Genomic DNA, 23,506 nt, shown 5'->3' on the forward strand with positions numbered 1-23,506 from the left:
TCCCTTTTTCGGCAGGCCGGGCGAGGGCAATGGGGAGGGAGGGAGGGAGGTACGGGATGTACGGGATGTGCGGGTGGGGTGAGAGCGGGGTTACGCGGCCATCCGCGCACGGAGCGCGGGCGCAGGTTGGGGGACGGGTTGGGTGCGGGCGCGGGCCGTAACACGTATGGGGGAATCCATGGGGTGCCCGGTTCCGGGTGCAGTCCGTTCGCGATCCGCGCGGACTGGCCGTGCAGCCACCGGAGGGTGAGCCGCGGAGTCGTGGTGACGGTTGTGCCGAGCCGGACGGTCGTGCGGCCGTCACCCGTGTGTGCTGCGGAGGGGGAACGGTCCCGTCACAGCAGCTCACCACGGCTGCGACGGTTGGCGCGGGTGAGCTCGGCACGCAGCCGCTGTATCGGGTCGGCCGGCCGTACGTCCTCGGGAGCGACGGTCCACTCCACCCCGCCACCGACCGGCCGCAAGGACCACCTCCCGCACCACTCACCGCGGAACTCACCGACCCGGTCCCGTGATAGGTCAACCATGAGCGTGCCGAGAACCGGGGCCAGGGTTGGAGCCGGGGCCGGGACGTATGGGGGGTCCTGCTCGTTCGAAGCGCCATTCTTCGCGGACACGGGCCACTCCTCTCCGTAGTGACTCCACTACCAAGGCGTCCCAGCGTGACCTAGCGTCTGGAACGCTTCAACTTGTTGAGCAAGAACGGAAAGCTGGTGAAAGGCCGTTGAACCGAAAGAAGTTGGACCCCGAGAGCAGTCCGGAGGCCGCTTTTGGCGCGCGTATCCGCAGCTTGCGAGAGGCTCGCGGGTGGAAGCAGGAGGAGCTGGGCGCGGAGCTGGGGTACTCCGGCACGCATGTCTCCGCCGTTGAAACTGGTCGCAAGATGCCGACTCTTCGCTTCTCGCGCAGCGCCGACCGTGTCTTCGGAACCGGTGACACGGCCGACACGTTCGAGCGTCAGTGGCGCGAGATCCGGCACGGTTCACTGCTGGAGGGCTTCCCGCAGTACGTGGGGCATGAAGGGCGCGCCGTAGAGATCCGGTTGTACGAAATCGGGATCATCCCCGGACTGTTACAGACGCCGGAGTACGCCAGGGTCCTCGCGAACAGCGCCGTACGGCGTGGGACGATCAGTCCCGAGCAAGCGACCGAACGGGTCTCGTTCCTGGCGGAGCGGCAGGCGGCTCTGGTACGCCCCCGCCCGCCCATGATGCTGGTGGTGATGGACGAGAGCTGCATCCGTCGACGGGTCGGCGGCGATGAGGTCATGGACGCGCAGTTGGAACGGCTGGCGGAGTTCGCCGAGCAGCCGAACACCGTGCTCCAGGTCGTCCCGTACGACATAGGAGAGCGTCGGCCGTTCGATCTCCCGATGAACCTGCTGACACTGTCGGACATGTCCGTGATTGCATACGCGGAATCCCAGATTCGGGGGCACCTTGAGCGTGAAACGACCTCCGTACTTCCCCTGCTGACGGCCTACCATCAGCTACAGGCCGAGGCGCTGTCCCAGGCGGAATCCGTATTCATGATCAACGAGGCACGAAAGGGCACCCCGTGACGACCACGACCAAGTCCCCCCACTGGTTCAAGTCTTCGTACAGCAACAACGGTGGCAACTGCGTGGAGGTCGCCGCCAACCTCGCCGCCACCCGCGGCGTCGTCCCCGTCCGCGACTCCAAGAACCCGAACGGCCCGGTGCTGAACACCACCACCGACGCGTTCACGTCCTTCGTGGCGGGCATCAAGTCCGGCGAGTTCGCCGCCGACTGACCGTCGGCCCGCACGGCCCGCTCGGGTCACCAGTTGAGGTGTGCACCATCGCGCGTCGCATGGTGGGGCTTCTGGTCGCGGCGCACCTTCCGTCCGTGTCCAGGCCGAGGCTCCGTCGGATCCGTCCCGGTAGTTCTCGCGGAAAACAACGCTCAGCCGTGCGACAGCCTCTGATCTGGGCTGATCACCAATCTTCGCGAAGATTTCATCTTTGTGTACAACCTTTCACGTTCGCCCCAGGTCTGGTCTGTCGGGTCAGCAGACCCACAGTCCAGACTTGGGGAACACATGCGTATTCGTGCCACTGTTGCCGCTGTCTCCGGCGCCTTGGCCCTGTCCGTCCTCACCGTGCCGGCCTCTCAGGCGAGCAGCCCTTCGTTCGCGCTGACGCGGGCAAACGCCGCCCCGGTGATCAGCAAGGTCGTTGTGAACAGCGGAAAGCCGATTGTGCTCGGTACCACCGCCACCAAGAAGGTGACGGTCTCCGTCACCGCGTCCCACTCCTCGGGTGTCGAGGACGCTCTCTCCTACATCTGGAGGGGCCGCGACAACAACCCGAACCTGTACGACTTCGGGTTCCACCCGGACGGGACAAAGGCCAAGTGCAAGGCCTCGAACGCCACAACCTCGACCTGCACCCTCACCATCACGGTCGATCCCGGATACCTGTGGAACACCAACGCCACGAACTGGCGGGTCTACGCCGGTGCATGGGGCAAGGACGGGAGCTTCACCGGGAAGGACACGTTCTCCTCGGTCAGGTTCCAGCGGCTGTCGCGGCTGACGGCCGATGCCTCCCCGGAGCCCGTGAAGAAGGGCAGGACCATCACGGTCACAGGCAAGCTGGACCGGGCCAACTGGGACACCCGTAAGTACGCGGGTTACGCGTCCCAGTCGGTCAAACTCCAGTTCCGAAAGAAGAACAGCAGCACATACACCACCGTCAAAACGGTGAAGAGCTCCAAAACCGGCACACTGAAGACCACGGTCAAGGCGGTGCAGGACGGCTACTGGCGCTGGAGCTTCGCCGGTACGGCCTCGACTCCCGCAGTCAACGCCCCCGGTGACTTCGTCGACGTGAAGTAGTCCCGCAGCGCGCGGTGGCGGGAAAACCAAAGGGCCCGGTGCTGAACACCACCACCAACGTGTTCAGATCCTTCACGACAGGCATCAAGCCCGAAGGGTTCGCCGCCGCCCGACCGGCCGACCGCCTGGCCCGCACGGACCGCGTACCGGTCCGGGGCAGCCCCACCGCGCGGTGCGCACAATGGGGCTGCCCCGGACACGGCAAACCGACCGTCATCCGTGGGTCGGCGCTCCCCCGGACTCGATCCCTGACATCCGGTGAACCCGCCCACAGGCGGGTTGAGCCGGGCGAAGCCCTCCTCGCGCTGATAGGGGAAGTACGGGTAGGGGGCCGTCTTGCCGCTCGCCGCGTCCAGTTTCGCCATCTGGTCCGGTGTGAGTGTCCAGCCGACGGCACCGGGATTCTGGCGGAGTTGCTCCTCGTTGCGGGCCGACGACCCGGCCACGGCCCGTACCCGCCTGACCGAGGCCGCCGAGCTGCTTCTCCACGAGTCCGACCGCGAAGCCCTCGCCGACGACATCCGCCGTGCGTCGGACCTGGCCTCGGAGCTCCTCATGGAATGACCCGGGGCCCGGCCCCGGCCCCTGACCCGCGCTCGGGCTCGGGCCCGTGGGCCCGGTCCCTCGGTCCGGTGGGCCGAGGGACCGGGCAGCCGGGCCGGAGGCCCGGTGCGGTCGGACGGTCGCGTCAGGCGGCCGAACCGTCGGCGGCGGCGTTGCGGCGGCGCAGGTAGACCGTGGCCAGGACGCCCGCCACGGCCACGCCGCCCGTGGCCCCGGCGACGGTCGGGTCGATCATCGGAACCGCTTCGGCGGGCTCCGCACCGCCGCACTCGGCGTGGCCGATGACCAGGTTGGCACCGTTCAGTGCCGGCAGCAGGGTGATGTGGACGGCGTTGACGCTCAGCACGCCGTCGGCGTCGGTGGTCTGCTCGTTGAGGACGATCGAACCGACGGCGGGGATGCTGATCTTGGTGTTGGCGGGGGCGTTGGCCTGGAGGTTGGTCGGGATTCCGAGGACGGTGATCGACCCGCCCGCGATCAGACCGCTGCCCTTGGCGCCGGTGGGGGTCGCCTCGCAGGTCGACTCGACACCCGTCAGGGACGCCTGGGCGACACCGAGGTCGAGCCCGAGCTTGTCGACCGCCGCGGAGGCCGACGAGGTGCCGTCGGCCGGGTTGCCGCCGGTCTTCGCGGTGAGCACCGATGTGGTGGTGAACGCGCCCAGATCGAGGCCGACGAGGGTCTCCGTTCCGCCCGACGGGTAGGTCGAGTGGGGTGTCGGCGAAACGGCGACGGCCCCGCTCAGGGCCTCCGAGGAAACGACGTAGGCGTCGGCCTCGGGAGCCGGGAGGGCGGCGTACGCCGGGGCTGCGGCGGACAGGATTCCGGCGACGAGTGCGCTGCCCGTCAGGACATGGATGCGGGCACGGGCACGGGTACGGGTACGGGTACGGGTACGGGTACGGGTTCTCACGGGTTGAGCCTTTCGTAGCGGACAGCGAAATTCGCTGCCGGGTGATGGTTCCGGGGACGGCTCGGTTCTCCCGTCGGCCGTAGAGGTACTTCTCAGGGCTTTCGGGAACGTCCCCGGACGGGCCGTCGGCGGTGGCCGGTCGATGCTGCAGGCGTCGTCGCGCCGGGTGCCGGGGCCTTGGGGTTGGTGCGTCAACTCCCTTGTCCGGCCGTGGTTTCGGCCACGGATTCCCGGTCCGGGAGAAGCTTCGTCGGTCAGGCGGTGACGCCCGAGGAGGCCAACCGCCGCCTCATCGCCCCGCTCGCCGACCTGCACTGCGCGCCCACCGCGACCGCGGCCGCGCACCTCCTGCGCGAGGGCATCGAACCGCACCGGGTGGTGATCACGGGGAACACCGTCGTCGAGGCCACCCTGGAATCCCTGCCTGCCGAGGCTGAAGTCCGCTGGATCGTGGCCGAGCACGCCGTCGTCCCGGGCAGGTACGTGCTCGCCACCATCCACCGCCCCGAGAACACCGACGACGCCGCGAGGCTCGCCCAGATCCTCGACCAACTCGCCGCAATGGACCTGCCGGTGCTGCTTCCGCTGCACCCCCGGACCCGGGCCGCCGTCGACGCGTTCGGCCTGCGGACGTCCATCACGCGACTGCGCCGGATCGAGCCGTTGGACCACGCCGCCTTCCTCGCCCTGGCCCAGCACTGCCGCCTGCTGGTGTCGGACTCCGGCGGGATCCAGGAGGAATGCACCGTGCTCAAACGCCCGCTCGTGGTGGTACGCAACTCCACCGAGCGCCCCGAGGCCGTCCAGGCCGGCTTCGCTCGCCTCGCCCAGCCCGGCCACGAACTCGCCCGTGTACTTCGGGAACTGCTCGACGACGAGGCCGGTGCCGAACGGCTGGCCCGGCTCCCCTCCCCCTACGGCACCGGACAGGCAAGCGCCGACATCGTCACCGCGGTCCGCAGCCGCTACCTGCACGCCGGACCAGCCGCTCCCCGCACCAGCCGCCCCCGGACCAGCCGCTCCCGCACCAGCCGCTCCCGCACCAACCGCTTCCGTGCCGACCACCGCCGTGTCGAGCCGAGTTGCGAGGCAGTCGATGCGGGGCGGTCGCAGGATCTCGTCGTAGGGGCGGGTACTGATCGGCGGTCGCTGCGGGCAGTCGGATACCTCGTGCGGAAGCTTCGCGTACGGCTCGGGCGAGGCCCGCCGAGCCGATGCCGGTGCCGGCGCCCCGGTGACCCGGTGACCTCGGAGTGCGAGGGCCGTCCGCCGGTCGCTTCGATGTCCCAACTTGCCGTGGGTCAACATGGTTGAGTACGAGTGCTCATGGCGTCGGCGCGCCGCGTTGGCTACGTTGACCGCGCTATGAGCGACGACACGGGCGGCAAAATGCGACGGGGTGCGAACGTGACGGCAGCGGTGAAGGTACGTGTGCTGGAAGGGCCTTTGCACGTCGAGTGGTTGTGCGCCGAGACGGCCATCAGTTGGGTTCTGGTCACCGTCGCAGGGGCCCTCGGCTTTCTGGGGGACCATCCGACATGGTGGTTCTTCCCCGCCTGCCTGGTGCTGCCGGTCGTGGTGCATTTCGCGCTGCGGGGCCGGTTCGCCGTGTGCTTCGACGAATCCGGGGTCGCGGTCCTCCGACCGTGGTCACGTCGCCGGGTGGCCTGGGACGAGGTGAGCGGCGTGCGCTTCGCGCCCCTCCCGCTCGGAGAGGACGACATCACCCGCTGGGCGGTGACGATGACCGTGGGGGCTTCGCGCGCCCTGCCGCTCACGACGGTCGAGGACACCGGCGCTCCGGGCCCTGACACGGTGCTCCGGCACGGACGGCTGTTCCGGCCGTTCGCGGACCGGGGGCTCGCGGTTCTCGGAGCGCCTGAGGGGTCGCGTGAACGCGCGTACTTCGATGAGGCCGTACGCGTCGCCGGTGGCCGAACCGCCCCCTGATGAATGGCTTCCTCGCCAGGACCCGCGCCGACGGCTACCCGGTGCGAACGAGAACTCGGGCGGGACTCGGACGGAACTCGGGCGGCACGCGGGCCGTAGGGTTCCGAACGCCGCACACACGTGGGTCCGCCCGGGTGATCCCGGGCGGACCCTGCGCCATGCGTCAGGCATCGGGCACCGTGCTGTTCGGGGCGGGCACTGACACGGTCACCGTCCCAGTGCCGCTCCCGGCGGCATCAGCACCCCTCATGCACTAGAAGTTGACGCACGTGTTGCCGAACGTCGGGTTCAGCACACCGATGACGTTGACGCTGTTCCCACAGGCGTTGATCGGGACGTGGAGCGGGATCTGGAGGACGTTGCCGGAGAGAACGCCGGGGGAGCCGATGGCGGCGCCCCCTGCACCGGCGTCGGCAGCGGCGGCACCGGCGCCGGCGAGAACGGCCGAGGCGGCCATAGCAGTGGCGGCCATAGCGGTTCGAATGCGCATGTTTCTCCAATCAGGTGACGAAAGTACCGAAATGGATCACATCACGAACATCTTCGGATTAGCTCGCTGGAGGGGCCTACATCACCCGATCGGGTAACGACACCCCGCGTCACAACGGACGTCCTGGGCCGAACGAGTGAACCAGCAACAGGTAGACGTCCGTCACGTCGCTCGCGGCGAATGGCGGAAGGCCGTCGGCGTGCGGCGCTCCGTGAACACGACCGCACCCCGTACCCTTCGACCCCGCACCCTTGCCCCACGCGCCGCGCCGCGCATCCTTTGTGCCCCGCGCCGCGCATGCCTGGATCCCGCGCCTCGCACTCCGTACCTCGTACCCCACACCCCGTTCAGAGTCGTTACGATCCGTCACAGGCCATGACGAGTCGCTACGCGGCGAAACCGATGCTGGTGCAGTACTCGTACTGTCCCCATTGCGAGCCCAGGTCGACGATCTGGTCCACCCACGCGGCATCCAGCGCGGCATCGTCCTCCCGGGCCCACGCGTCGACGATCCGGTCCCAGTGGCGGATGTTGAGCGTACGGAACTCCAGGAACCGCTGACGCGGGCGCGGCACCTGGGACTGGTTGAGGGGGTGGATCTCGACGCGTGTGCCGCGTCCCTCAGCGTTGAGGCGGCGGAGCAGGTACCGGGCCACGTTCGCGCGGCGCACCGTGCGGTAGGCCCTCTCGATCCTTTCGAGGTTCTTGCGCGAGGGGCTGCGCCTGCCGTCCAGCCATGCCTTGAGGGTGCGGTCGGTTACGGTCAGGCCGGCGTCCCGGGCCGCCGCGCGGGCGTGGGCCGACCTCGTCAGGTAGTGCAGGCGTGCCATCAGGCCGCGCTTGGCGGTGATGGGGGTGGTGATGCCGCCCGCGAGTTCGTCGAGCCGCCGGGCGACCAACTCGTGGCCCTTGACGCCCTGGGCACCGTACTTCCCGAACTCGCGTGTGCGCTCAGGCACTTCGCCATCCCCTCCTCCGTCGTGCGTGCCGGGCACGGTGTGCCGGGCCCGGCGATGGCCGCATTTCGTCTGCGTCGCTGTCGGCCGCTACCGGAACTCCAGCATGCCTGGTGGGTCGTTGTCGATCACGACAGCCCCCGTCGGGCCGGGTCCGGCCCATCTCGTGGTGGGGGACGTGGATCGAGGTCAGCGGCGGGCGCGGCGTGTCGATGAACGGCATGTCGCTGAAGCCGATCACCGAGATGTCACCGGGGCAGTTCAGCCCGTGCCGCCCCAGGGCGTCATAGCAGTCGAGCGGTGCTGACCGGGCTACGCCACGCCTCGTAGGCATTCCGGTCCGGGGCACCGGGCCGGGTTCCCGAGCGAGTCCCTGTCCGCCGCGCCCCTCCCCTGCCCGGCCCACCCACCACAGCTCGCTCGCGCCGCCGCCCCGGTCGGCCGACACAAGGAGCACAGGCGCGGAATGGCGCACTGACGCAGCTGCCGCGAACCGTGCGGAAGGCAAGGAGAGACTGATGAGCGAGATGACCGTCGGCTGGATCGGCCTGGGTCGCATGGGTACGTCGATGGCCGGCCGGCTCGTGGCCGCGGGCTACGACGTGTCCGTCTGGAACCGGACCAGGTCCAAGGCGGAGCCGCTGGAGCGGCAGGGCGCCACCGTGGTCGACCACATCACCGACCTCGCGGGCCGGGACGTGGTGTTCACCATGGTGTCCACCCCCGCCGTGCTGGAGTCCGTGATGCTCGACAAGGGCGGGCTGCTCACCGGCGAGCGGGTGCCGCGCGTCGTCGTCGACAGCTCCACCGTCGACGCGGGCACTTCGGAGCGCCTGCGCGAGGCGTCCGCGGCCAAGGGAGTGGCGTTCGTCGCCGCTCCGGTCAGCGGCAACAGCAAGGTCGCCGCGAAGGGCCGGCTGTCCATCGTGGCCTCCGGACCGCGCGACGCCTTCGATTCGACGAGGGAACTGCTGGAGGCGATCGGCCACTCGGTGACGTATGTCGGTGAGGGGGAACGCGCCCGGCTCGTGAAGATCGCGCACAACCTGTTCCTGGGCATCGTCACGCAGGCGATGGCCGAGGTCACCGTCCTCGCGGAGAAGGGCGGCATCAGCCGCACGGACTTCCTGACCTTCCTGAACGACTCGGTGATGGGTTCGGTCTTCACCCGGTACAAAACTCCGGCGTTCGTCAACCTCGACCTGACGCCGACCTTCACCCCCGTCCTCCTCCAGAAGGACTTCGACCTGGGGCTCGGGGCCGCGCGCTCGATGCAGGTGCCGGTTCCGGTGACCGCGTTGGTCGGGCAGATCATCGCCGGAGCGGTCGCCGAGGGACGTGTGGAGGAGGACTTCGCCGTTCTGCTGCCGCTCGCCGCCCGGGCCGCCGGTCTCGAACTGACACCGGACGGCACCGACGTGCGCGACGGCCTGTCGTGAGACGGCCTGTCGAGAGACGACATGGCGTGAGACGGCATGGCGTGAGACGGCATGGCGTGAGACGGCCTGCCGCGGCACGACCCGTCGTCGGGCGGGCTGCTGCGGCACCGCCCGTCGTCGGGCGGGCTGCTGCGGCACGGCCGCCCTCGACGCCGCGTTGATCCTCGCCACCGCACGGATGCCACCCGCGACGCCGCTCCTCGGGGGCCTGGGACGGGATGGGTGAGAGGGCCACGGCCGTGGACAGAACCGTGGCCTCCTCACCCGTCGAAGACCTCGGGATGCCGGGAGAGTTCCACGCGGGTGCGCCGGATGTGGCCCTCCAGGACGCATCCGGCGTCGACCGGGGCGCGCCGCTCGATGGCCTCCAGCAGCAGTCGGTGCTCGGCGTTGACGACCCATCGCCTGCCGGAGCCGCCGAGGCGCATGAACATCCGGCGATGGTGCTGGGTGGAGTTCCACAGGCGGACGACGACCGAGGAAAGGTGGTCGGTACGGCAGCCGGAATAACTGCGGAGGTGGAACTCCCGGTCCAGGGCGAGGAATTCGAGGAGATCGTCGGCCGCCTCGATCCGCCGCTGGATCTCGTCGAGGGCCCGGAAGTCGTCCTCCGTCAGGTGCGGAAGGCTTTCGGCCAGCGCGAGAGGTTCCAGTCGCTCGCGCATGTGGTAGACCACGCCCACCTCGTGGCTGCCCAGCCGGGGCACCCTGGCGCCCCGGTTCGGCCGGTGCTCGGTCAGGCCCTCGGCCTCCAGGATGCGCAGGGCCTCGCGTACCGGCGGCCGACTGGTGCCGAAGCGCTCGGCGACCTTCTCCTGCCGGATCGGCTCCCCCGGCGCGATCTCGCCGTTCAGGATCGCCTCGCGCAGATGGTGTGCGATCCGCTGACTGGTCGCCCCGGCCGAGGGGCCCCGACCGCCTTGTCCGACTGCTCCGGCACGGTCCGGTGCGCCCGACGCGGTATCGCGTTCCGACACGATCCCGCGCATCGGAACAATCTCGCGCGCCGACGCGGTCTCGCGTTCCGGCGCGGCCTTCCGCTCCGGAGCGCTCGTCTTCCTCCCCGGCACGTTCTCCCCCAGCACGCCCGGAGCCTATCCGGCCGCTCGCTGCCGGTCGAAGGCCTTGCCACCCGGGTACGAGACGAGCTCGAACTGCATGCCCCAGGGGGCGAGGAAGTAGACCCAGCGCTGCCCCTCGCTGGGGCCACTGCTGGTCGTCGGCTCGCCGAGGACGCGTACCCCCCGGCTCCGGAGGTACGAGACGGCGGCGTCGAGATCGTCGACGTACAGGGCGACATGGTGGCCGCCGATGTCGCTGTTCCTCGGCAGGGTCGTGTTCTGTCCGGGCGCGGCGTACTCGAAGACCTCGAAGATCGCCTGCCCACCGCACCGGAAGAAGTGCAGCTGCCGCATGACCGCGCGCGGGTGGACGTCGAGGTGGTCCGCCATCCAGTTCCCGTCGTCATCGCGGAACGGGCCGAGCGAGTACATGTACTCGCAGCCGAGCACGTCGACCAGAAAGGCCCTGGCCTCGTCGAGGTCGGGAACCGTGAACCCGATGTGATCGACACCGGCCAGGCCGGGCAGTCCGCCGCTCATCTCACTCCTCCCCAAGCAGACATGGCACACGCGACGCGCACAGGGCACGTGGGGCACGTGGCCGCGCGAAGCACGCAGAGCCTCCAGAGCATGTGGAACACGTGCAAAGCATGAGATACATGGAAACCTCTGAAGTCTTTGGATCCCAAAACCATAGGCACGCCCATTGAATCCCGTCCAGCGTCATCCCAAACCTGGATTGTGGATCCAATCCTGTGCCGCTGCGAGCGGACTGCAATCCGATCGCCGGAGTGGCCATGCCTCAGGTGAACCGGCTTGGACCCGCCGCGCCGAGGCCCTGGCCCGGCCCCCGGCGCGGCCCCGGTCGCGGCGCATGGGAGGGGAGTGGAGGCGGGGACAGGGAGTCCGCCCCCACCTCAGAGCACCCGCCACAGCACCCTGCCTCAGAGCCCACACCTCACACAGCCCACACCTCACAACGCTGCGCCTCACAGCGCCCCGCCGCACATCCCACGTGGCTCACCGTCGCCTGTCGGGCACCCAGACCGTGCCCCGTGCCTCGTACTCCAGCATCGCCTCGACCTCGGTCGCCACATTCGCGCCGAGTTCCCGGCGTACGAGCCAGAGTGCGAGGTCGAGCCCGGAGGTGATGCCGCCTGCCGTGACCAGGTCGCCGTCGTCCACGACACGGGCGTTCTTGAGCATGCCTCCCTGGTTCTCCAGGTCGGCCAGCGCCTTGTGGTGAGTGGTGCAGGGACGGTTGCGGGTCAGGCCGGTGGCCGCCAAGATCATCGTGCCGGTGCACACGGCACTGATCGTGAGCCCTCTCCGTGCCGCCGCCACCAAGGCCTTGGGCAGCGTGCCGCGCCGGATCTCGGCCCACACCCCGGGGCTGTCCCGGCGCGCGTAGCCACCACCGGGCACGACCAGGATGTCCGCCTGATGCGGCGACCAGCCGTGCTCGACACGGATCTCCGTCCCGTACGAGGCCCGGACCGTGCCGGGGCCGGTGGCGCTGACGTAACGGACGTCGATCGCCCGGTCGGTGAAGAACCCGGCGGCGGAGAACACCTCGTACGGGGCGGCGAAGTCGAGTTCCTCCACACCGTCGAACATGACGACGTGCACACGCAGCGGCCCGGCGCCCGGTCGGAGCGTTCTGGTGCCCGTCCGAGCGGTCGACGGATCCGCCGAGGCCGCAGTGGCGACGATGCCCGTCACGGCTGCGGAGGCCCCGGCGGCACCGAGGGCGGTGGAGGCGCGGAGCAGGTTTCTGCGGTTCATGGCTCTCCTGTCATAGAGAAGCGGGAGCCGCGCCGTGTGGGCGCGGCACGCCTGTGTGATCCGGGGACCCGGCACGCAGGTGATCCGGGGGCGCGGCACGTCTGTGGTCCAGGGAGATGGTGGTTGTCGTCCGGAGACATGGTGGGCTGACTTCGGTGGCCGCGAAGAGAGCGTGGTCGCGGACGGCGGGGCGGGCGCACGACGCGGCCGACCCCGAGCCGAAACGCCCTGGCCGGGGCGGCCAGTGGTGTTCGAGAACGGCCGCTCCCCGGCAGCCGGCCACCGCACTGTCACTGGGCCGGCCGCTCGGCCTCGAACCACCCGCGCCCGAGCCGAGCCGCTCCGGCCCGTCCCTGCCCATGCGCACCTCCTCGCCATTGCCGTGGTGCGGGCGTGGGCCCGCCGCAAGTCTCGGCCTGCCGTCAGAAGTCGTACGCGTCGCCGCACCAGTTCCCGCCCCTCTTTGTGGCACGCGCCACACCAACGCGACGAAGAGGGCCACTCCTCCGATCCGCGCACCGACCCGCAACAGGGCCGACGGCAGGTGCGAGGATGACCCCGCCATGACTACGGGCCGGTGCTGCCGAGCGCTCAGGGCCGCGATCTTCGCGGCCACGTGCGTGCTGCTCGCTGCCACGGGCCACATCCTCATGTCGGGCTCGCCGATCGCCGGGCCGGGGCTCGTCGTCGCGTTCGCGGTGACCGGTACGGCGGCATGGGCCCTCGCCGTACGCGAGCGTGGCACGGCCACGGTGACGGCGGCGACGGTGACAGCCCAAGCCGGCCTCCACGCGGCCTTCTCACTGAGCCAGGCCCTGACCGCGCCACGGCCACCGGGCGTTTCCGTGCTCCGTACATGGGCCGACCATCTGCTCTGCCGCATGCCATCGACGCCTTCGATGCAGTCGACGCCTTCGGCGCAGTCGATCCCCTCGATGATGTCGACGACGAACGGCCCCGTCCCTGAGCACCACCACCAGCACCGTGTTGCCGAGGCCATGACGCACGCGGCGCACAACGCGATGCCCGGCAGCCACGCCACGCCTCACGGCATGCCGCACGGCACGCCGCACACCGGACACATGGCGGCCGGCATGATGCCGGACGGACACGGCACGGGGTCGGAAGCGATGTCCGCCGTCCACGACATGTCCGACACGGCACCTCTCTGCATGCTGGCCGCCCACCTCCTCGCCGCGCTGCTGTGCGGTCTGTGGCTGGCGCACGGCGAACGCGTCGCATTCCGCGCCCTGCGCGCCGTCGCGGGCTGGTTGTCCGCGCCCCTGCGCCTCGTCCTCTGTCTGGTGCCGTCGCCCAGCGGGGCGTCCCCGCGCCCACACCGTCGGCACACCGCCACCAGACCTCGCCGCCTCCTCCTCGCCTCGTCCCGCGAGACGCGCGGACCTCCTGTCGGGATCGCTGTCGTCTGACAGCCGGCACCCCGACGCGCGGGTCTCACGCCGCGCCTCGGGCATCGGTCATGCCGCCCGGCAGGCCGTACCGCTTACCGGCAGCGCCCCGCGCGCGCCGGAACCGACATCCCGAAGGACACGTCACGATGCCCCCTGCCCTCGCCCACCGGGTGCGGCCCGCACCCGAACGAACGCCCGCCCGGTCGCTCGCCGAAACAGATGAGGAGATCACCCGTGTCGCCATCGCCGCCGCTCACGGCGACACCGCTGCGGTGGAACGGTTCGTCCGCATGCTGCACCAAGACGTCTGGCGGTACGTGGCCCACCTCAGTGCGGAACCGCAGAGCGCCGACGACCTCACTCAGGAGACGTTCCTGCGCGCGTTGAGCAGCCTCCACCGCTTCGAGGGCCGCTCCTCCGCGCGCACCTGGCTGCTGTCCATCGCCCGGCGCACGGTCGTCGACAGCTTCCGCCACGCCGCCGCGCGACCCCGGCTCTACGACCGGGACGACTGGCAGAGCCTGGTGGAGCGCCGCCAGCCGCGCACTCCCGGCTTCGACGACGGAGTCGCGCTGGCCGAACTCCTGGCCACCGTTCCTGCCGAGCGGCGGGACGCCTTCGTCCTGACCCAGATGCTGGGCCTGCCGTACGCGGATGCGGCACGGGCCCTCGGCTGCCCGATCGGCACGGTCCGCTCCAGGGTGGCACGCGCTCGCGCCACCCTGGTCGGCCTCTTACGAGAACCGCAGAAGGGGACGCGCGAGACGGACTGAAACCGACACCCCTGAGCGCACGTCGACGAGTTGGAGAGCCCGTCCGTCGACGAGCCCCGCGGTGAGCGCCATACCCGCGCCGGTGACGATCAGCGGTAGCGCCACGACGGCGACGGACACCTCGGGGCCGAAAGGCGTGGGGGCGGGGGGTCAGCGTCGTGACGAAGCCGAACGAACCGGCCACGGGCGCCGGACGGAGCGCGACGAACCGACGGTCAGGCAGGCCCGGAAAGCCGTCCGGGCACCTGACCCATGTGGCACATGGCGCACCGCACACCGCACACCGCACAGGCCGGGCGGCGCAGGGCCCGCGGCCGTGGGAGCCTGCCCGAAGCTCCTCTATCGTCTGCCGGTGTCGGAAACCATGCCCCGTGTGGCCTGCCGCCGAGGAGTACGCCCGTGAACAAGCCATCGACCACCGGTGTCCCGGACGAACTGCAGCGGCGGCTCGGCGTGACCGACGCCGTGGTGATCGGCCTGGGGTCGATGATCGGTGCGGGGATCTTCGCCGCCCTCGCCCCGGCAGCACGGGCGGCCGGCTCCGGGCTGCTGATCGGCCTGGCCCTGGCCGCCGTGGTCGCCTACTGCAACGCGACGTCCTCCGCGAGGCTGGCCGCCCGATACCCGGCCTCGGGCGGCACCTATGTCTACGGTCGCGAGCGCCTCGGCGACTTCTGGGGCTACCTGGCAGGGTGGGGCTTCGTGGTCGGCAAGACCGCCTCCTGCGCGGCGATGGCGCTCACGGCCGGCTCGTACGTGTGGCCCGGGCAGGCGCACGCGGTCGCGGTGGCCGCCGTGGTGGCGCTGACGGCCGTGAACTACGCGGGGGTACGGAAATCCGCGCTCCTGACCCGCGCGATCGTCGCGTTGGTCCTGGCGGTGCTCGTGGCCGTGGTGGTCGCCGCCCTCACCTCCGGGACCGCGGACCCCGCCCGGCTGGACATCGGTTCGGACGCAACCGTCGGCGGGGTGTTCCAGGCGGCGGGCCTGCTCTTCTTCGCATTCGCCGGCTACGCCCGTATCGCCACACTCGGGGAGGAGGTCCGCGATCCCGCCCGTACCATCCCCCGGGCCATCCCGCTCGCGCTCGGCATCACCCTGGTGGTGTACGCCGTCGTCGCCGTCGCCGTCCTGGCGACGCTCGGCCCGGGGCGGCTGGCCGAGGCGTCGGCTCCGCTGTCGGACGCCGTGCGGGCCGCGGGCGCCGACCGGCTCGTGCCCGTCGTACGCGTCGGCGCCGCCGTCGCCGCGCTCGGCTCCCTGCTCGCCCTCGTCCTCGGCGTCTCCCGTACGGCCCTGGCCATGGCCCGGGACCGTCACCTGCCCCGCGCCCTGGCCGCCGTCCATCCCCGCTTCAAGGTGCCCCACCGCGCCGAACTCCTCGTCGGTGCCGTGGTGGCGGTGGTGGCCGCGACCGCCGATGTGCGTGGGGCCATCGGGTTCTCCTCCTTCGGCGTGCTCGTCTACTACGCCATCGCCAACGCCTCCGCCTGGACCCTCGCCCCCGACGAAGGCCGCCCCCGCCTCCTGATCCCCGCCGTCGGGTTGGCCGGCTGCCTGGCCCTGGCCTTCGCACTGCCGTGGGCCTCGGTCGTCTCCGGCGCCGCGGTGCTCGCGGCCGGTGCGCTCGTCTACGCCGCGCGCCGCTCGATGTCGGCGCGCAAGCCGCAACCGTAGGCCGTACCCGTCATCGTCGTGAGCGCTCGTACGCGCGGCGTGAACCTACGGAAGCCCAGAAGCAGTCGATTGACTTTCGATCGATATCTATCGAAAATCGATGCATGAATCGCCTCTTCATAGTCGCGCTCCGGGTCGGTATCGTCGCAGCGATCGTGCTCGGTCTCTTCGGCCAGATCGTGGTCGTCCCGACGACGGCAGCCGACGAAGTGGACCGCTTCCCGCCCTACGCCCCATTCGCCGCGCCCTACGTGACGGTGGCGATCGTCGGCATCGCCTGCGTCCAGGTCGCACTCATCGCGGTGTGGATGCTGCTCGCCATGGTCCGACGGGACGCGATCTTCACACCGCGGGCCTTCCGATGGGTCGACGTCATCATCGGGTCCTCGGCCCTGGCGACACTGCTGGCGATCGGGGTGGCCGGTCACCTGGCCCTGGCCGACATCCCCGCTCCCAACGGCAACATGGACATCATCAGCGCCCTGGCCGCCGCGATCGCGGGGGTCGGCGTCGGAGCGGCGTTCGCGATGCTGGTCGTCATCATGCGCGGCCTCCTGCGCAAGGCGACGGATCTACAGACCGAGATCGCCGAGGTGATCTGATGGCGATCATCGTCGACCTCGATGTCCAACTCGCCAAACGCAACCTGTCGGTCGGGGAGTTCGCCGCCGCCGTCGGCATCACGCCGGCCAATATCGCCGTGCTGAAGAACGGTCGCGCGAAGGCGGTGCGGTTCACGACGCTCGACGCGATCTGCCGCACACTCGACTGCCAACCCGGCGACGTGCTGCGCTGGGTTCCCGACGACGAGGGCACCGAAGGCAGCGACGAGTACAACGACTGAGCACGTCGTGGGCGAGGTGTCGCGGGCCCCCGTGGCCGGGGTCCTCGGCTCCCGCACGCACCGGGGGTCGGCCGACGAAGAACGGAGGGAACCGATCGACGATCAAGGACCCGACGCCGTTGTCAGCGCCGGGTGCCAGACTCACCGAGCATGACGAAAAATGTGCGGTTGAGGGACGTCGAAGAGGCCGATCTGGAGTTGTTCTTCCGGTACGAACACGACGCGGAGGCTGTCCGGCGTTCGAGGTTCGCGCCCCGGGGCCGGGAGAGGTTCATGACCCATTGGGCCACGAAGGTCCTCGGGGATCCGAGCGTCTTCGTGCAGACCGTCACCGTGGATGGTGAGACGGCGGGCAACGTCGTCGCCTGGTGGGATGACCACCGACGCTTCATCGGCTACTGGTTCGGGCAGCGTTACTGGGGCCGAGGCATCGGCACCCGGGCGCTGACGCTCTTTCTGGAGCGGGAGAAGACCCGCCCGCTCCATGCCGATCCCTTCGCCGACAACACCGGCTCGGTGCGGCTGCTGGAGAAGCACGGCTTCCAGCACACCGGAACCGTGCGGTACGGCGAGCACGAACACGCGATGCTCGTGCTCAGCGACGGCAGCGGGCCGAAGCCCGGGGCTGTGGGAGACACACGAACTCCTGACGCCTCCGCGCCACAGGCCGGCACGGGCTCGGCCGCCGGATCGCGAAGCTGACGGTCACCGACGACGGCCCGGTGGTGCGCGGGGAGCTGTTCGCCGCTGACGGGGGCGCCGAGACCGTGATCACACGACCTGGGCAGCGATGGTCCGCGCGCACTCCAGGGACTCGGTGTGCGTGGTGTCCACCTCCAGGTCGTAGAACACGTCCCGGTGGACCTTCCCCGCCTGCGACTCGGCCATACCGGAGATTCGGTCTCCGCGGGCGATCTCGCGGGCTGCGGCGACAGCGCTCTCGCACCGGACGCCGACCCACAGCACGTGCAGTCCACCGAGAGCCTTCCGCCACCGCTGCTGGGACTCCACCCCGCCGAGAAAGACATCGTCGACGACGATCCGGGCGCCTGCACGAGCCATCGCGGCGACCCCTTCCATCCATGCCTCTTCCAGCGCCCGGAACTCGGCTCCGGTACTCACGCCGCCGTCCGTGTCGAAGTCGATGCCGGACTGCGATGCCTGCATGGAGACGGGCATCGTCTCGATCAAGGTGTCCACCCCGAGGGCGAGCCATGGATCCGGCAAGGTGGACTGCAGACACCGGGCGATCCCGGATTTACCCGAACTGGACCCGCCGTTCAACATAATCACCTGAGTTCTCACCACGTCACACTAGAAGCCCTCCCCCGCGGCGTCGAAGCCGTTTTCCGGAAGCCGGGACCGAGGTCCATGAGGGCCGACCCGTGTTCCATGGAGGGCTGATCCGCGTTCGGCGAGGGGCCCACCCCGGTCCCACAGGCCGGAGACGGGTTCTACGGGCCGGCCCCACTGCCTCGTACTCGCGCATTCGCGCACTCGCTCATGTTGCCGGGTCCCGGAATACTGCGGGGCGTATTCCCTGCCCGTTCCGGCAGGCGCATGGGCCCGGCCGGAAGCCCATCCTGGTGGGGGAACCACAGCGGCGGGTCTTCCGGCTGCGGTGTTCGAAGTTGCTCGACTCGGAGTTGCTCAACGTGGTGGAGGGGCGGAGGCTTGCGACCGTGATGGAATTGTTCGAGGCTGCCATGGACGTGTTCATGCTGGCCATGGGCCTGGGCTGCGTGTGGCTGGGGTGCTCCGCCACGCATCGGCGCCACCAGTACCCGGAACTGGCTCGGGGGCCCGTCTGGGCCACCCGCACTTGGGGACTCGGATTCGTGCTGCTGGGGGCGTCACTCGCCATCGCGTCGGTGGGCCGGTTCACCGGCGAGACATGGAGCTGGCCGTCGGCCGTGATGCGTTGGGTCGCCGGGCCGTTGGTGATCGGCTCGATCCTGGCCTCGATGGTGTTCCGGCAGTGGGGCAACCGACCCAACCGGGCGGTGAGGCCGACGGAATCGGTGGACGAGGGACGCCAGGCGTGAACCGGCCCACTTCGTGATGTGGGGCGGCATTTCCTGGCACCGGCCTGCTCGCCCGTCTTCTCGCCCACTCACCTCCTCCCCGTCAGCTCGCCCAGCCCGCGTGATCCGCGCGGTCAGTCCAATGTTTGAGTCGATGTTTGAGTCGATGTCCGCGTCAGCGTTTGCAGAAGAGTTCGTATCCATGTTTGCATCCATGTTTGCATCGATGGTTGCATCGGTGTTTGCGTCAATGCTTGCGCCGATGCTTGAGTCAACGTTTGTGTCGCTGCTTGCAACCACGCTTTCCAGAAGATTTGGATCTACGCTTGAGTCCGATTTGGTCATACATATGAGTTGATGACCGATTCCAGGCTTTGATCCGATCTGACATCGAGGTGGCCCTGTCCCCTCTGGTTCGGGTCAGAGTTCGAGGGGCTGCCCGACCATCGCCCCAGGGCTGCCGGGGCTCCGTTGAAGTGGCAATCCATCAAGGCGAGTTCGCCACGATCGAGCAGTGTCCGACACAGGGCGCCCGGTGCACTCGACACCCCCTCACTCGCGGCCCGAGCTGCCGCCCATCCGGCTCGGTTGGCCGCGGTGGAGGTGCCGGGGTCTCCGTGCTGGCCGCCCCAACCCGCTCGGCGACGCGATCGCCCACTACGGGCGGGATCACGAAGCCCCTGCACATCCTGCGCCTGGCCGACGTGCCCGGCGGACTGCGGCCTCTGCGTGCCCCGGACGCCGGGGACGAGGAGTAGTGCCGTGGCGGGCGCGGTCCGTCGCGCCCGCCACGGGTGTCACTTCTCGTCCTTCCGGGCGGTCAGCTGGAAGAGACGAGCGGTGTGCATGTAGGGGTGGCGGGCGGTCAGGGCGAGTTCGAGGCGTTCGAGATCGTTGTAGAACGCAGGGTCGTGCTTGCGTGCGTCGTCGGTGATGTAGTCGCAGACGTTGCGGATGCCGTAATGGTGCACGTCCTGGCAGCCCAGGTCGGCCAGATGACGGGTGATCTCCTCGGCTGTGTGTAGCGTCAGCGCTGAGTCGAACATCCGTGTCCGAGCCTGGTCGGTGTCCAGCGCGGCAACCGCCGCGGTGAGGTCCATCTCGCGGACGGCGACGGTCAACGGTGCCGAATGACGGTTGATCGCCATCACCGACAACAGGCCGCCCGGCCGCAGCGGGGCCAGGGACGCAGCAATCGTATGGCGGACATCGTCCGCGTACTGGAGGAGGTTGTGGCACAGCACCACGTCGAACTCCCCCCAGGCGAGGTCGGCGGGCAGTGCGTTCACGTCGGCATCGACGCAGGTGATCAGATCCGTCAGGCCACCGGCAGCAGCCCGCTCGGCCGCCGCGGCGAGCATCGCCGGGGCGTAGTCGACGATTGTGACGTGGTGTCCGCGAGCAGCCAGGCGCACGGCGTCGCCGCCGTCCCCACCGGCCAAGTCGAGTACGCGCAGCGGTCCGTCGGCCAGTTCTCTGCAATGGCGGGCCAGGTTCGCCTCGGCGATCGCGTAGCGCAGGCGGCCCCAAGGAGCCTCCTGCCAATCCTTCCAGACAGACATGGCGGTCTCGAACTTCTCGGCAGCTTCAGGCATCCGGTGACGATAGCGGGTGGCCTGGGTTCCGGGGGTGCGCCGTGGGGGTATTCGTGCAGGTCCCAGCCCGTGCCTGATACCCCTCCGATGGCCGTGCGCGCGTCCAGCGGGGCGCGGGCTTGTCCGTAGGAGAGCCGGACCAGGCCAGTGTCCGGGCAAACATCCCGCGACTGACGACCTTCTCGGGGCCAGGCCTGCGGTGGGTGACGAATACCGGTCCGCGCGTACGGCCTTTGATCAGAAGCGCGTTTCCTCTGCAAGAACCAGAAGCTGCAGCGTAGAGGCCGTGTTGACGCTTTGAAGCGCCCGTTCTTTGCCATCCTGCTCCCCTCTCTCCGGCGCACGACGACGTCGTGATTCAACGCGCACGGTCCCTGAGAACGGCCCGGATCCGGCCGACGTGGGCCTGGACGTCGGGGTCGGCGGTGGTGGTGCTGTCGTTCCCGGTGATGGGTGAGTGGTGGGGGCGGCAGGTGCGACAGAGGCCGTCGGGGAGCGCCTCGGGCGGGCCGGGCACTGCGCATTCCGTGCATTCGACCAGGGCGTGGCGGGTGGGGGCGTTGGGACCCCCGGGCGCTTTGGGGTCCTTGAGCGGAGAGGAGGGCAGGGCGGGCGGGATCTTCGTTTCGAGACGTTTGCGCGTGAAGGCGATGGGCGAGTGGATGCAAGAGGGAAGGCCGCTGGTGAGGGCGTGGACGAGGTAGTCGACGGTCACGCCCCGGTTGAACCACTCGGCGGCGAGCGGTACCAGGGCTGTGCAGTCGGTGTCGGAAAGCGCGAGCCGCTCGTCGATGCGGCCGAGCTGGGCCAGGGCGTAGTAGGCGAATGACTTCTCTTCGACGGGCGGGAGGTCTCCCGGGCCCGGCTGTCGCGGCACGGCGGGTACGGCGGACGGAACGGGCACGGCGGGTACGGCAGGCACGGCGGACGGAGTGTGGGCGGTGTGCGGAGTATCCGGGGTGGGCTGGACGGGTTCGGCGGCGGTCGGGGCGGGTACAGCAAGGGCCGGCGCGGCGGTGGCAGCGGGGACAGGCGCGGCGGGTACGACGGACGCGGCGAAAGCGGTCGGCTCAACGGAAGCACCAAGCGCGGCGGGGACAGCGCGGAAGGTGGGTGCGGCGGGCTCGGGCGCCGGGGCGAATGCCGCCGAGGCGCCTTCCGCCGACCGGGGCTCCGGGATGATGCATTCCGGGGCGGAGGATGCCGGGACGACGCATTCCGGGCCGGTGGATGCCGGTCCCGTGAATTCCTGGGCGATGGGCTCAAGAACGGCAGGCCCTTGAGCAGCGGGTTCCTGGGACGCGGATTCCAGGGCGACGGATTGCGGGACGGCGGGGTCCTGGGCGGCAGGCGCCTGGACTGCGGGCTTCAGGGGCCGAGGTACCGGGGCGGTGAATTCCGGTGACGTCGGATGGCTGGAATCGTCCTGGCCTTCCATCGAGGCGAGGTAGGTGACCCACCATTCGTTGTCATGCGCGGTGCGGGACCAGAAGGTGCGGTAAACCCAGCGAACCGTACCGTCGTCGCCGACCGGGCAAAGCACGCGACGGAGATGACCGGCGATTCCCAATGCGGCCAGGGCCTTGCCGACGGCCTGTTGCCCGTAGAGCGGAAGTTGCTTGGCCAGGTCCTTGATGCTCATCGCGGCACCGTCGGGAAGGCGATCGATGTACCCCGCGACGTAGCGCTCCCTTTCGGGCAGCAGTACGAATTCATCACCCTTGCGGGGACACTGATCTCGAACAGAGCGCTTTCCGTAGCCGGGACTCGCCATCGTACGCGCGGAAGAGCGTGCATAACCGCCCTGGGCAGGGGTACGGTTCTGAGTAGCCACGAGATCGCTCCTTGTCGGTCTTGGAGGTAAGACCCCGGTTGGTGCTGTGAACACACGCCGGGGTCATTACTTTTTCGGGCAACGTAAGCAACCGCCCCGACGCGCCACAAGTCGCACTGATTAGTCATACTTGCTGCTCGTTACGGGTCAGGGAGGGTGGGGGGTTTCTCCAACCACCCTCTTTTACCTACCTATTTTCAAAAGAAGGCGCTCGAATCTCGGGGCTCGGGACTCGGCTCTCGAAGCTCGCCACTCGGATCTCGAAGCTCGCCACTCGGATCTCGGAGCTCAACCGTCACCACGCCGCCCGTAATTCCGCTCGAACGGGTGACCAATGCCTGTTTCCTCAAAGGCTCCGAAAGGCCCCGAAGGCGCCGCGGACCCGGAGCCTCGAGCCCCCGGAGTCCGGAGCCCCCCAAGTAGGTTGCTCTGAGCGATGGTTCACTCGCAGGCACGCCGGAGAGTGCTCTAGTGTCCTCGCCTATGACTGAGCCTTCCTTCCTGCCTTCTTCGTCTCCGTCCTCGTCGTCCTCCTCTCCGTCCTCGCTCTCGTCCGCCGTGCCCGCCTCCCCGTCCTCGTCCTCGCACCTGGTGGCGACAGCGCGTGCCTACGACGCCGTCGCCGTCCGCTATGCCGAGCTCGCCCGTGACTCGCTCGATGTCCTTCCGCTGGACCGCGCGCTGCTGGCCGCGTTCGCCGAACTCGCACGTACCGCGGCCGACGGTTCACGTTCCGCCGCTGGTTCCGGGTCCGTGGCCGAGCTGGGGTGCGGCCCGGGTTACTTGACCGCGCACCTGCGGGACCTGGGGCTCGACGTCTTCGGTGTCGACCTGTCGCCGGTGATGATCGATCTGGCCCGCGAGGCCCACCCGGACCTGCGGTTCGAGGTCGGCTCCATGGATGCCCTGGATCTGCCCGACGGTGAACTGTGCGGCATCGTGTCCTGGTACTCGGTGATCCACACTCCGCCGCGGGACCTGCCCGCGTACTTCGACGAGTTCCGACGCGTACTCGTACCCGGCGGCCACCTCCTGCTCGCCTTCTTCGAGTCGGAGGGCGAGCCGGTCACACTCTTCGACCACAAGGCGGCGCCGGCCTACCGGTGGCCGATCGACGACCTCGCGGAGCTCGCGGACAAGGCCGGGTTCGTCGAAGTCGGCCGGATGCTGCGCGAACCCCGCGAGGACGAACGGTTCCGCCGAGGCCACTTGCTGATGCGGGCGGACGGGTAGTCCAGGAAGCGGGCCCGGAGCCTTCGAGGCCCTGAATGTGCGAAGACCGGCGCACCGCCGCTCATCGGCGTACGCGAGTGTCCTTACCGGTGCGGCG

General features: G+C 69.5%; 26 protein-coding genes and 3 pseudogenes. 16 read left to right on the forward strand and 13 right to left on the reverse strand.

Annotated features, from left to right (window positions below; translation table 11 throughout):
• Nucleotides 1-335 precede the first annotated feature (335 nt).
• The gene (locus AB0E67_RS12040; RefSeq protein WP_362024664.1) at nt 336-527 is read right to left on the reverse strand and encodes a hypothetical protein; all 192 of its coding nucleotides are present in this window, start codon (nt 525-527) and stop codon (nt 336-338) included.
• Nucleotides 528-724: 197 nt separating this feature from the next.
• On the opposite strand from AB0E67_RS12040, the gene AB0E67_RS12045 reads away from it, so the two are divergent.
• The 3 genes from AB0E67_RS12045 (at nt 725) to AB0E67_RS12055 (ending at nt 2,859) form a co-directional block, all read left to right on the forward strand.
• Nucleotides 725-1,561: a helix-turn-helix transcriptional regulator gene (locus AB0E67_RS12045; protein WP_362024440.1), complete on the forward strand. Its 837-nt coding sequence runs from the start codon at nt 725-727 to the stop codon at nt 1,559-1,561.
• Nucleotides 1,558-1,773: a DUF397 domain-containing protein gene (locus AB0E67_RS12050; RefSeq protein WP_362024443.1), complete on the forward strand. Its 216-nt coding sequence runs from the start codon at nt 1,558-1,560 to the stop codon at nt 1,771-1,773. Before AB0E67_RS12045 ends, AB0E67_RS12050 begins: the two co-directional genes overlap by 4 nt.
• A gap of 288 nt (nt 1,774-2,061) precedes the next feature.
• The gene (locus tag AB0E67_RS12055; protein WP_362024446.1) at nt 2,062-2,859 is read left to right on the forward strand and encodes a DUF5707 domain-containing protein; all 798 of its coding nucleotides are present in this window, start codon (nt 2,062-2,064) and stop codon (nt 2,857-2,859) included.
• 269 nt (nt 2,860-3,128) lie between these two features.
• Here AB0E67_RS12055 and AB0E67_RS12060 read toward each other — a convergent pair.
• Nucleotides 3,129-3,290 (reverse strand): annotated as a pseudogene (locus tag AB0E67_RS12060) (aldo/keto reductase); the annotation flags it as partial.
• Between AB0E67_RS12060 and AB0E67_RS12065 the strand changes: the two are divergent.
• Nucleotides 3,283-3,423 (forward strand): hypothetical protein, encoded by a 141-nt coding sequence (locus tag AB0E67_RS12065; protein WP_362024448.1) that lies wholly within the window; start codon nt 3,283-3,285, stop codon nt 3,421-3,423. The pseudogene AB0E67_RS12060 and the gene AB0E67_RS12065 overlap by 8 nt on opposite strands.
• 124 nt (nt 3,424-3,547) lie before the next feature.
• Here the strand turns inward: AB0E67_RS12065 and AB0E67_RS12070 are convergent, their stop codons facing one another.
• Nucleotides 3,548-4,336 (reverse strand): choice-of-anchor P family protein, encoded by a 789-nt coding sequence (locus AB0E67_RS12070; RefSeq protein ID WP_362024450.1) that lies wholly within the window; start codon nt 4,334-4,336, stop codon nt 3,548-3,550.
• Between the two features lie 210 nt (nt 4,337-4,546).
• Between AB0E67_RS12070 and AB0E67_RS12075 the strand changes: the two genes are divergently transcribed.
• Together AB0E67_RS12075 and AB0E67_RS12080 are read left to right on the forward strand one after the other, a co-directional pair.
• Nucleotides 4,547-5,650, forward strand: a complete 1,104-nt coding sequence (locus tag AB0E67_RS12075; RefSeq protein WP_362024452.1) for a UDP-N-acetylglucosamine 2-epimerase — start codon at nt 4,547-4,549, stop codon at nt 5,648-5,650.
• A 51-nt stretch (nt 5,651-5,701) separates the two neighbouring features.
• On the forward strand, nt 5,702-6,286 hold the full coding sequence (locus AB0E67_RS12080) for a hypothetical protein (RefSeq protein ID WP_362024455.1): 585 nt from the start codon (nt 5,702-5,704) through the stop codon (nt 6,284-6,286).
• 253 nt (nt 6,287-6,539) lie between these two features.
• Here AB0E67_RS12080 and AB0E67_RS12085 read toward each other — a convergent pair whose 3' ends face one another.
• The 3 genes from AB0E67_RS12085 to AB0E67_RS12095 form a co-directional block, all read right to left on the reverse strand.
• Nucleotides 6,540-6,776: a chaplin gene (locus tag AB0E67_RS12085; RefSeq protein WP_362024458.1), complete on the reverse strand. Its 237-nt coding sequence runs from the start codon at nt 6,774-6,776 to the stop codon at nt 6,540-6,542.
• Nucleotides 6,777-7,162: 386 nt separating this feature from the next.
• Nucleotides 7,163-7,735 (reverse strand): transcriptional regulator, encoded by a 573-nt coding sequence (locus tag AB0E67_RS12090; protein ID WP_362024460.1) that lies wholly within the window; start codon nt 7,733-7,735, stop codon nt 7,163-7,165.
• Complete coding sequence (locus AB0E67_RS12095) at nt 7,728-8,066, reverse strand: substrate-binding domain-containing protein (protein WP_362024462.1); 339 nt, start codon at nt 8,064-8,066, stop codon at nt 7,728-7,730. Before AB0E67_RS12095 ends, AB0E67_RS12090 begins: the two co-directional genes overlap by 8 nt.
• Here AB0E67_RS12095 and AB0E67_RS12100 point away from each other — a divergent pair.
• On the forward strand, nt 8,065-9,171 hold the full coding sequence (locus AB0E67_RS12100) for an NAD(P)-dependent oxidoreductase (protein WP_362024667.1): 1,107 nt from the start codon (nt 8,065-8,067) through the stop codon (nt 9,169-9,171). The genes AB0E67_RS12095 and AB0E67_RS12100 overlap by 2 nt on opposite strands.
• A gap of 260 nt (nt 9,172-9,431) precedes the next feature.
• On the opposite strand, the gene AB0E67_RS12105 is transcribed toward AB0E67_RS12100, so the two are convergent.
• From AB0E67_RS12105 to AB0E67_RS12115, 3 genes are all read right to left on the reverse strand, one after another.
• Complete coding sequence (locus AB0E67_RS12105) at nt 9,432-10,256, reverse strand: GntR family transcriptional regulator (protein ID WP_362024465.1); 825 nt, start codon at nt 10,254-10,256, stop codon at nt 9,432-9,434.
• Between the two features lie 9 nt (nt 10,257-10,265).
• Nucleotides 10,266-10,772 (reverse strand): VOC family protein, encoded by a 507-nt coding sequence (locus AB0E67_RS12110; protein WP_362024467.1) that lies wholly within the window; start codon nt 10,770-10,772, stop codon nt 10,266-10,268.
• Nucleotides 10,773-11,252: 480 nt separating this feature from the next.
• Nucleotides 11,253-12,017 carry a DJ-1/PfpI family protein gene (locus AB0E67_RS12115; RefSeq protein ID WP_362024470.1) on the reverse strand — a complete coding sequence of 255 codons (765 nt, stop codon included), beginning with the start codon at nt 12,015-12,017 and terminating at the stop codon, nt 11,253-11,255.
• A 563-nt stretch (nt 12,018-12,580) separates the two neighbouring features.
• On the opposite strand from AB0E67_RS12115, the gene AB0E67_RS12120 reads away from it, so the two are divergent.
• From AB0E67_RS12120 to AB0E67_RS12145, 6 genes and pseudogenes are all read left to right on the forward strand, one after another.
• Nucleotides 12,581-13,447 (forward strand): hypothetical protein, encoded by an 867-nt coding sequence (locus AB0E67_RS12120; protein ID WP_362024473.1) that lies wholly within the window; start codon nt 12,581-12,583, stop codon nt 13,445-13,447.
• A 128-nt stretch (nt 13,448-13,575) separates the two neighbouring features.
• Nucleotides 13,576-14,202 carry a sigma-70 family RNA polymerase sigma factor gene (locus tag AB0E67_RS12125; protein ID WP_362024476.1) on the forward strand — a complete coding sequence of 209 codons (627 nt, stop codon included), beginning with the start codon at nt 13,576-13,578 and terminating at the stop codon, nt 14,200-14,202.
• 399 nt (nt 14,203-14,601) lie between these two features.
• The gene (locus tag AB0E67_RS12130) at nt 14,602-15,879 is read left to right on the forward strand and encodes an APC family permease (RefSeq protein ID WP_362024479.1); all 1,278 of its coding nucleotides are present in this window, start codon (nt 14,602-14,604) and stop codon (nt 15,877-15,879) included.
• 104 nt (nt 15,880-15,983) lie between these two features.
• Nucleotides 15,984-16,481 carry a DUF2975 domain-containing protein gene (locus AB0E67_RS12135; RefSeq protein ID WP_362024482.1) on the forward strand — a complete coding sequence of 166 codons (498 nt, stop codon included), beginning with the start codon at nt 15,984-15,986 and terminating at the stop codon, nt 16,479-16,481.
• Nucleotides 16,481-16,723 carry a helix-turn-helix transcriptional regulator gene (locus AB0E67_RS12140; RefSeq protein ID WP_362024485.1) on the forward strand — a complete coding sequence of 81 codons (243 nt, stop codon included), beginning with the start codon at nt 16,481-16,483 and terminating at the stop codon, nt 16,721-16,723. The genes AB0E67_RS12135 and AB0E67_RS12140 overlap by 1 nt, the downstream gene beginning before the upstream one ends.
• A 150-nt stretch (nt 16,724-16,873) precedes the next feature.
• Nucleotides 16,874-17,332: pseudogene (locus tag AB0E67_RS12145) on the forward strand (GNAT family protein); the annotation flags it as partial.
• Between the two features lie 162 nt (nt 17,333-17,494).
• Here AB0E67_RS12145 and cpt read toward each other — a convergent pair.
• Nucleotides 17,495-18,028 (reverse strand): chloramphenicol phosphotransferase CPT, encoded by a 534-nt coding sequence (gene cpt, locus AB0E67_RS12150; RefSeq protein ID WP_362024488.1) that lies wholly within the window; start codon nt 18,026-18,028, stop codon nt 17,495-17,497.
• A 380-nt stretch (nt 18,029-18,408) separates the two neighbouring features.
• On the opposite strand from cpt, the gene AB0E67_RS12155 reads away from it, so the two are divergent.
• Entirely contained in the window at nt 18,409-18,768 is a 360-nt protein-coding gene (locus AB0E67_RS12155; RefSeq protein WP_362024669.1) for a hypothetical protein, read from the forward strand.
• Nucleotides 18,769-19,364: 596 nt separating this feature from the next.
• On the forward strand, nt 19,365-19,505 hold the full coding sequence (locus tag AB0E67_RS12160) for a hypothetical protein (RefSeq protein WP_362024491.1): 141 nt from the start codon (nt 19,365-19,367) through the stop codon (nt 19,503-19,505).
• Nucleotides 19,506-19,544: 39 nt separating this feature from the next.
• Here the strand turns inward: AB0E67_RS12160 and AB0E67_RS12165 are convergent, their stop codons facing one another.
• The 3 genes and pseudogenes from AB0E67_RS12165 to AB0E67_RS12175 form a co-directional block, all read right to left on the reverse strand.
• Nucleotides 19,545-20,342 (reverse strand): methyltransferase domain-containing protein, encoded by a 798-nt coding sequence (locus AB0E67_RS12165; protein WP_362024494.1) that lies wholly within the window; start codon nt 20,340-20,342, stop codon nt 19,545-19,547.
• A 41-nt stretch (nt 20,343-20,383) separates the two neighbouring features.
• Nucleotides 20,384-20,583: pseudogene (locus AB0E67_RS12170) on the reverse strand (site-specific integrase); the annotation flags it as partial.
• Between the two features lie 117 nt (nt 20,584-20,700).
• Nucleotides 20,701-21,984: a hypothetical protein gene (locus AB0E67_RS12175; protein WP_362024497.1), complete on the reverse strand. Its 1,284-nt coding sequence runs from the start codon at nt 21,982-21,984 to the stop codon at nt 20,701-20,703.
• 675 nt (nt 21,985-22,659) lie between these two features.
• Between AB0E67_RS12175 and AB0E67_RS12180 the strand changes: the two genes are divergently transcribed.
• Entirely contained in the window at nt 22,660-23,409 is a 750-nt protein-coding gene (locus AB0E67_RS12180) for a class I SAM-dependent methyltransferase (RefSeq protein ID WP_362024500.1), read from the forward strand.
• Nucleotides 23,410-23,506 lie beyond the last annotated feature (97 nt).

Origin of the sequence: Streptomyces sp. NPDC032161 (assembly GCF_040636995.1) — a bacterium.
GTDB lineage: Bacteria > Actinomycetota > Actinomycetes > Streptomycetales > Streptomycetaceae > Streptomyces.

What these genes read in the sequence shown, in the direction of transcription:
- AB0E67_RS12080 (WP_362024455.1), top strand. Translation starts at nt 5,702, where the DNA reads ATGAGCGACGACACGGGCGGCAAAATGCGACGGGGTGCGAACGTGACG.
- AB0E67_RS12180 (WP_362024500.1), top strand. Translation starts at nt 22,660, where the DNA reads ATGACTGAGCCTTCCTTCCTGCCTTCTTCGTCTCCGTCCTCGTCGTCC.
- AB0E67_RS12165 (WP_362024494.1), bottom strand. Translation starts at nt 20,342, where the DNA reads ATGCCTGAAGCTGCCGAGAAGTTCGAGACCGCCATGTCTGTCTGGAAG.
- AB0E67_RS12120 (WP_362024473.1), top strand. Translation starts at nt 12,581, where the DNA reads ATGACTACGGGCCGGTGCTGCCGAGCGCTCAGGGCCGCGATCTTCGCG.
- AB0E67_RS12135 (WP_362024482.1), top strand. Translation starts at nt 15,984, where the DNA reads ATGAATCGCCTCTTCATAGTCGCGCTCCGGGTCGGTATCGTCGCAGCG.
- AB0E67_RS12095 (WP_362024462.1), bottom strand. Translation starts at nt 8,066, where the DNA reads ATGCCTACGAGGCGTGGCGTAGCCCGGTCAGCACCGCTCGACTGCTAT.
- AB0E67_RS12040 (WP_362024664.1), bottom strand. Translation starts at nt 527, where the DNA reads ATGGTTGACCTATCACGGGACCGGGTCGGTGAGTTCCGCGGTGAGTGG.
- AB0E67_RS12140 (WP_362024485.1), top strand. Translation starts at nt 16,481, where the DNA reads ATGGCGATCATCGTCGACCTCGATGTCCAACTCGCCAAACGCAACCTG.
- AB0E67_RS12085 (WP_362024458.1), bottom strand. Translation starts at nt 6,776, where the DNA reads ATGCGCATTCGAACCGCTATGGCCGCCACTGCTATGGCCGCCTCGGCC.
- AB0E67_RS12110 (WP_362024467.1), bottom strand. Translation starts at nt 10,772, where the DNA reads ATGAGCGGCGGACTGCCCGGCCTGGCCGGTGTCGATCACATCGGGTTC.
- AB0E67_RS12055 (WP_362024446.1), top strand. Translation starts at nt 2,062, where the DNA reads ATGCGTATTCGTGCCACTGTTGCCGCTGTCTCCGGCGCCTTGGCCCTG.
- AB0E67_RS12155 (WP_362024669.1), top strand. Translation starts at nt 18,409, where the DNA reads ATGGAATTGTTCGAGGCTGCCATGGACGTGTTCATGCTGGCCATGGGC.
- AB0E67_RS12115 (WP_362024470.1), bottom strand. Translation starts at nt 12,017, where the DNA reads ATGAACCGCAGAAACCTGCTCCGCGCCTCCACCGCCCTCGGTGCCGCC.
- AB0E67_RS12125 (WP_362024476.1), top strand. Translation starts at nt 13,576, where the DNA reads ATGCCCCCTGCCCTCGCCCACCGGGTGCGGCCCGCACCCGAACGAACG.
- AB0E67_RS12175 (WP_362024497.1), bottom strand. Translation starts at nt 21,984, where the DNA reads ATGAGCATCAAGGACCTGGCCAAGCAACTTCCGCTCTACGGGCAACAG.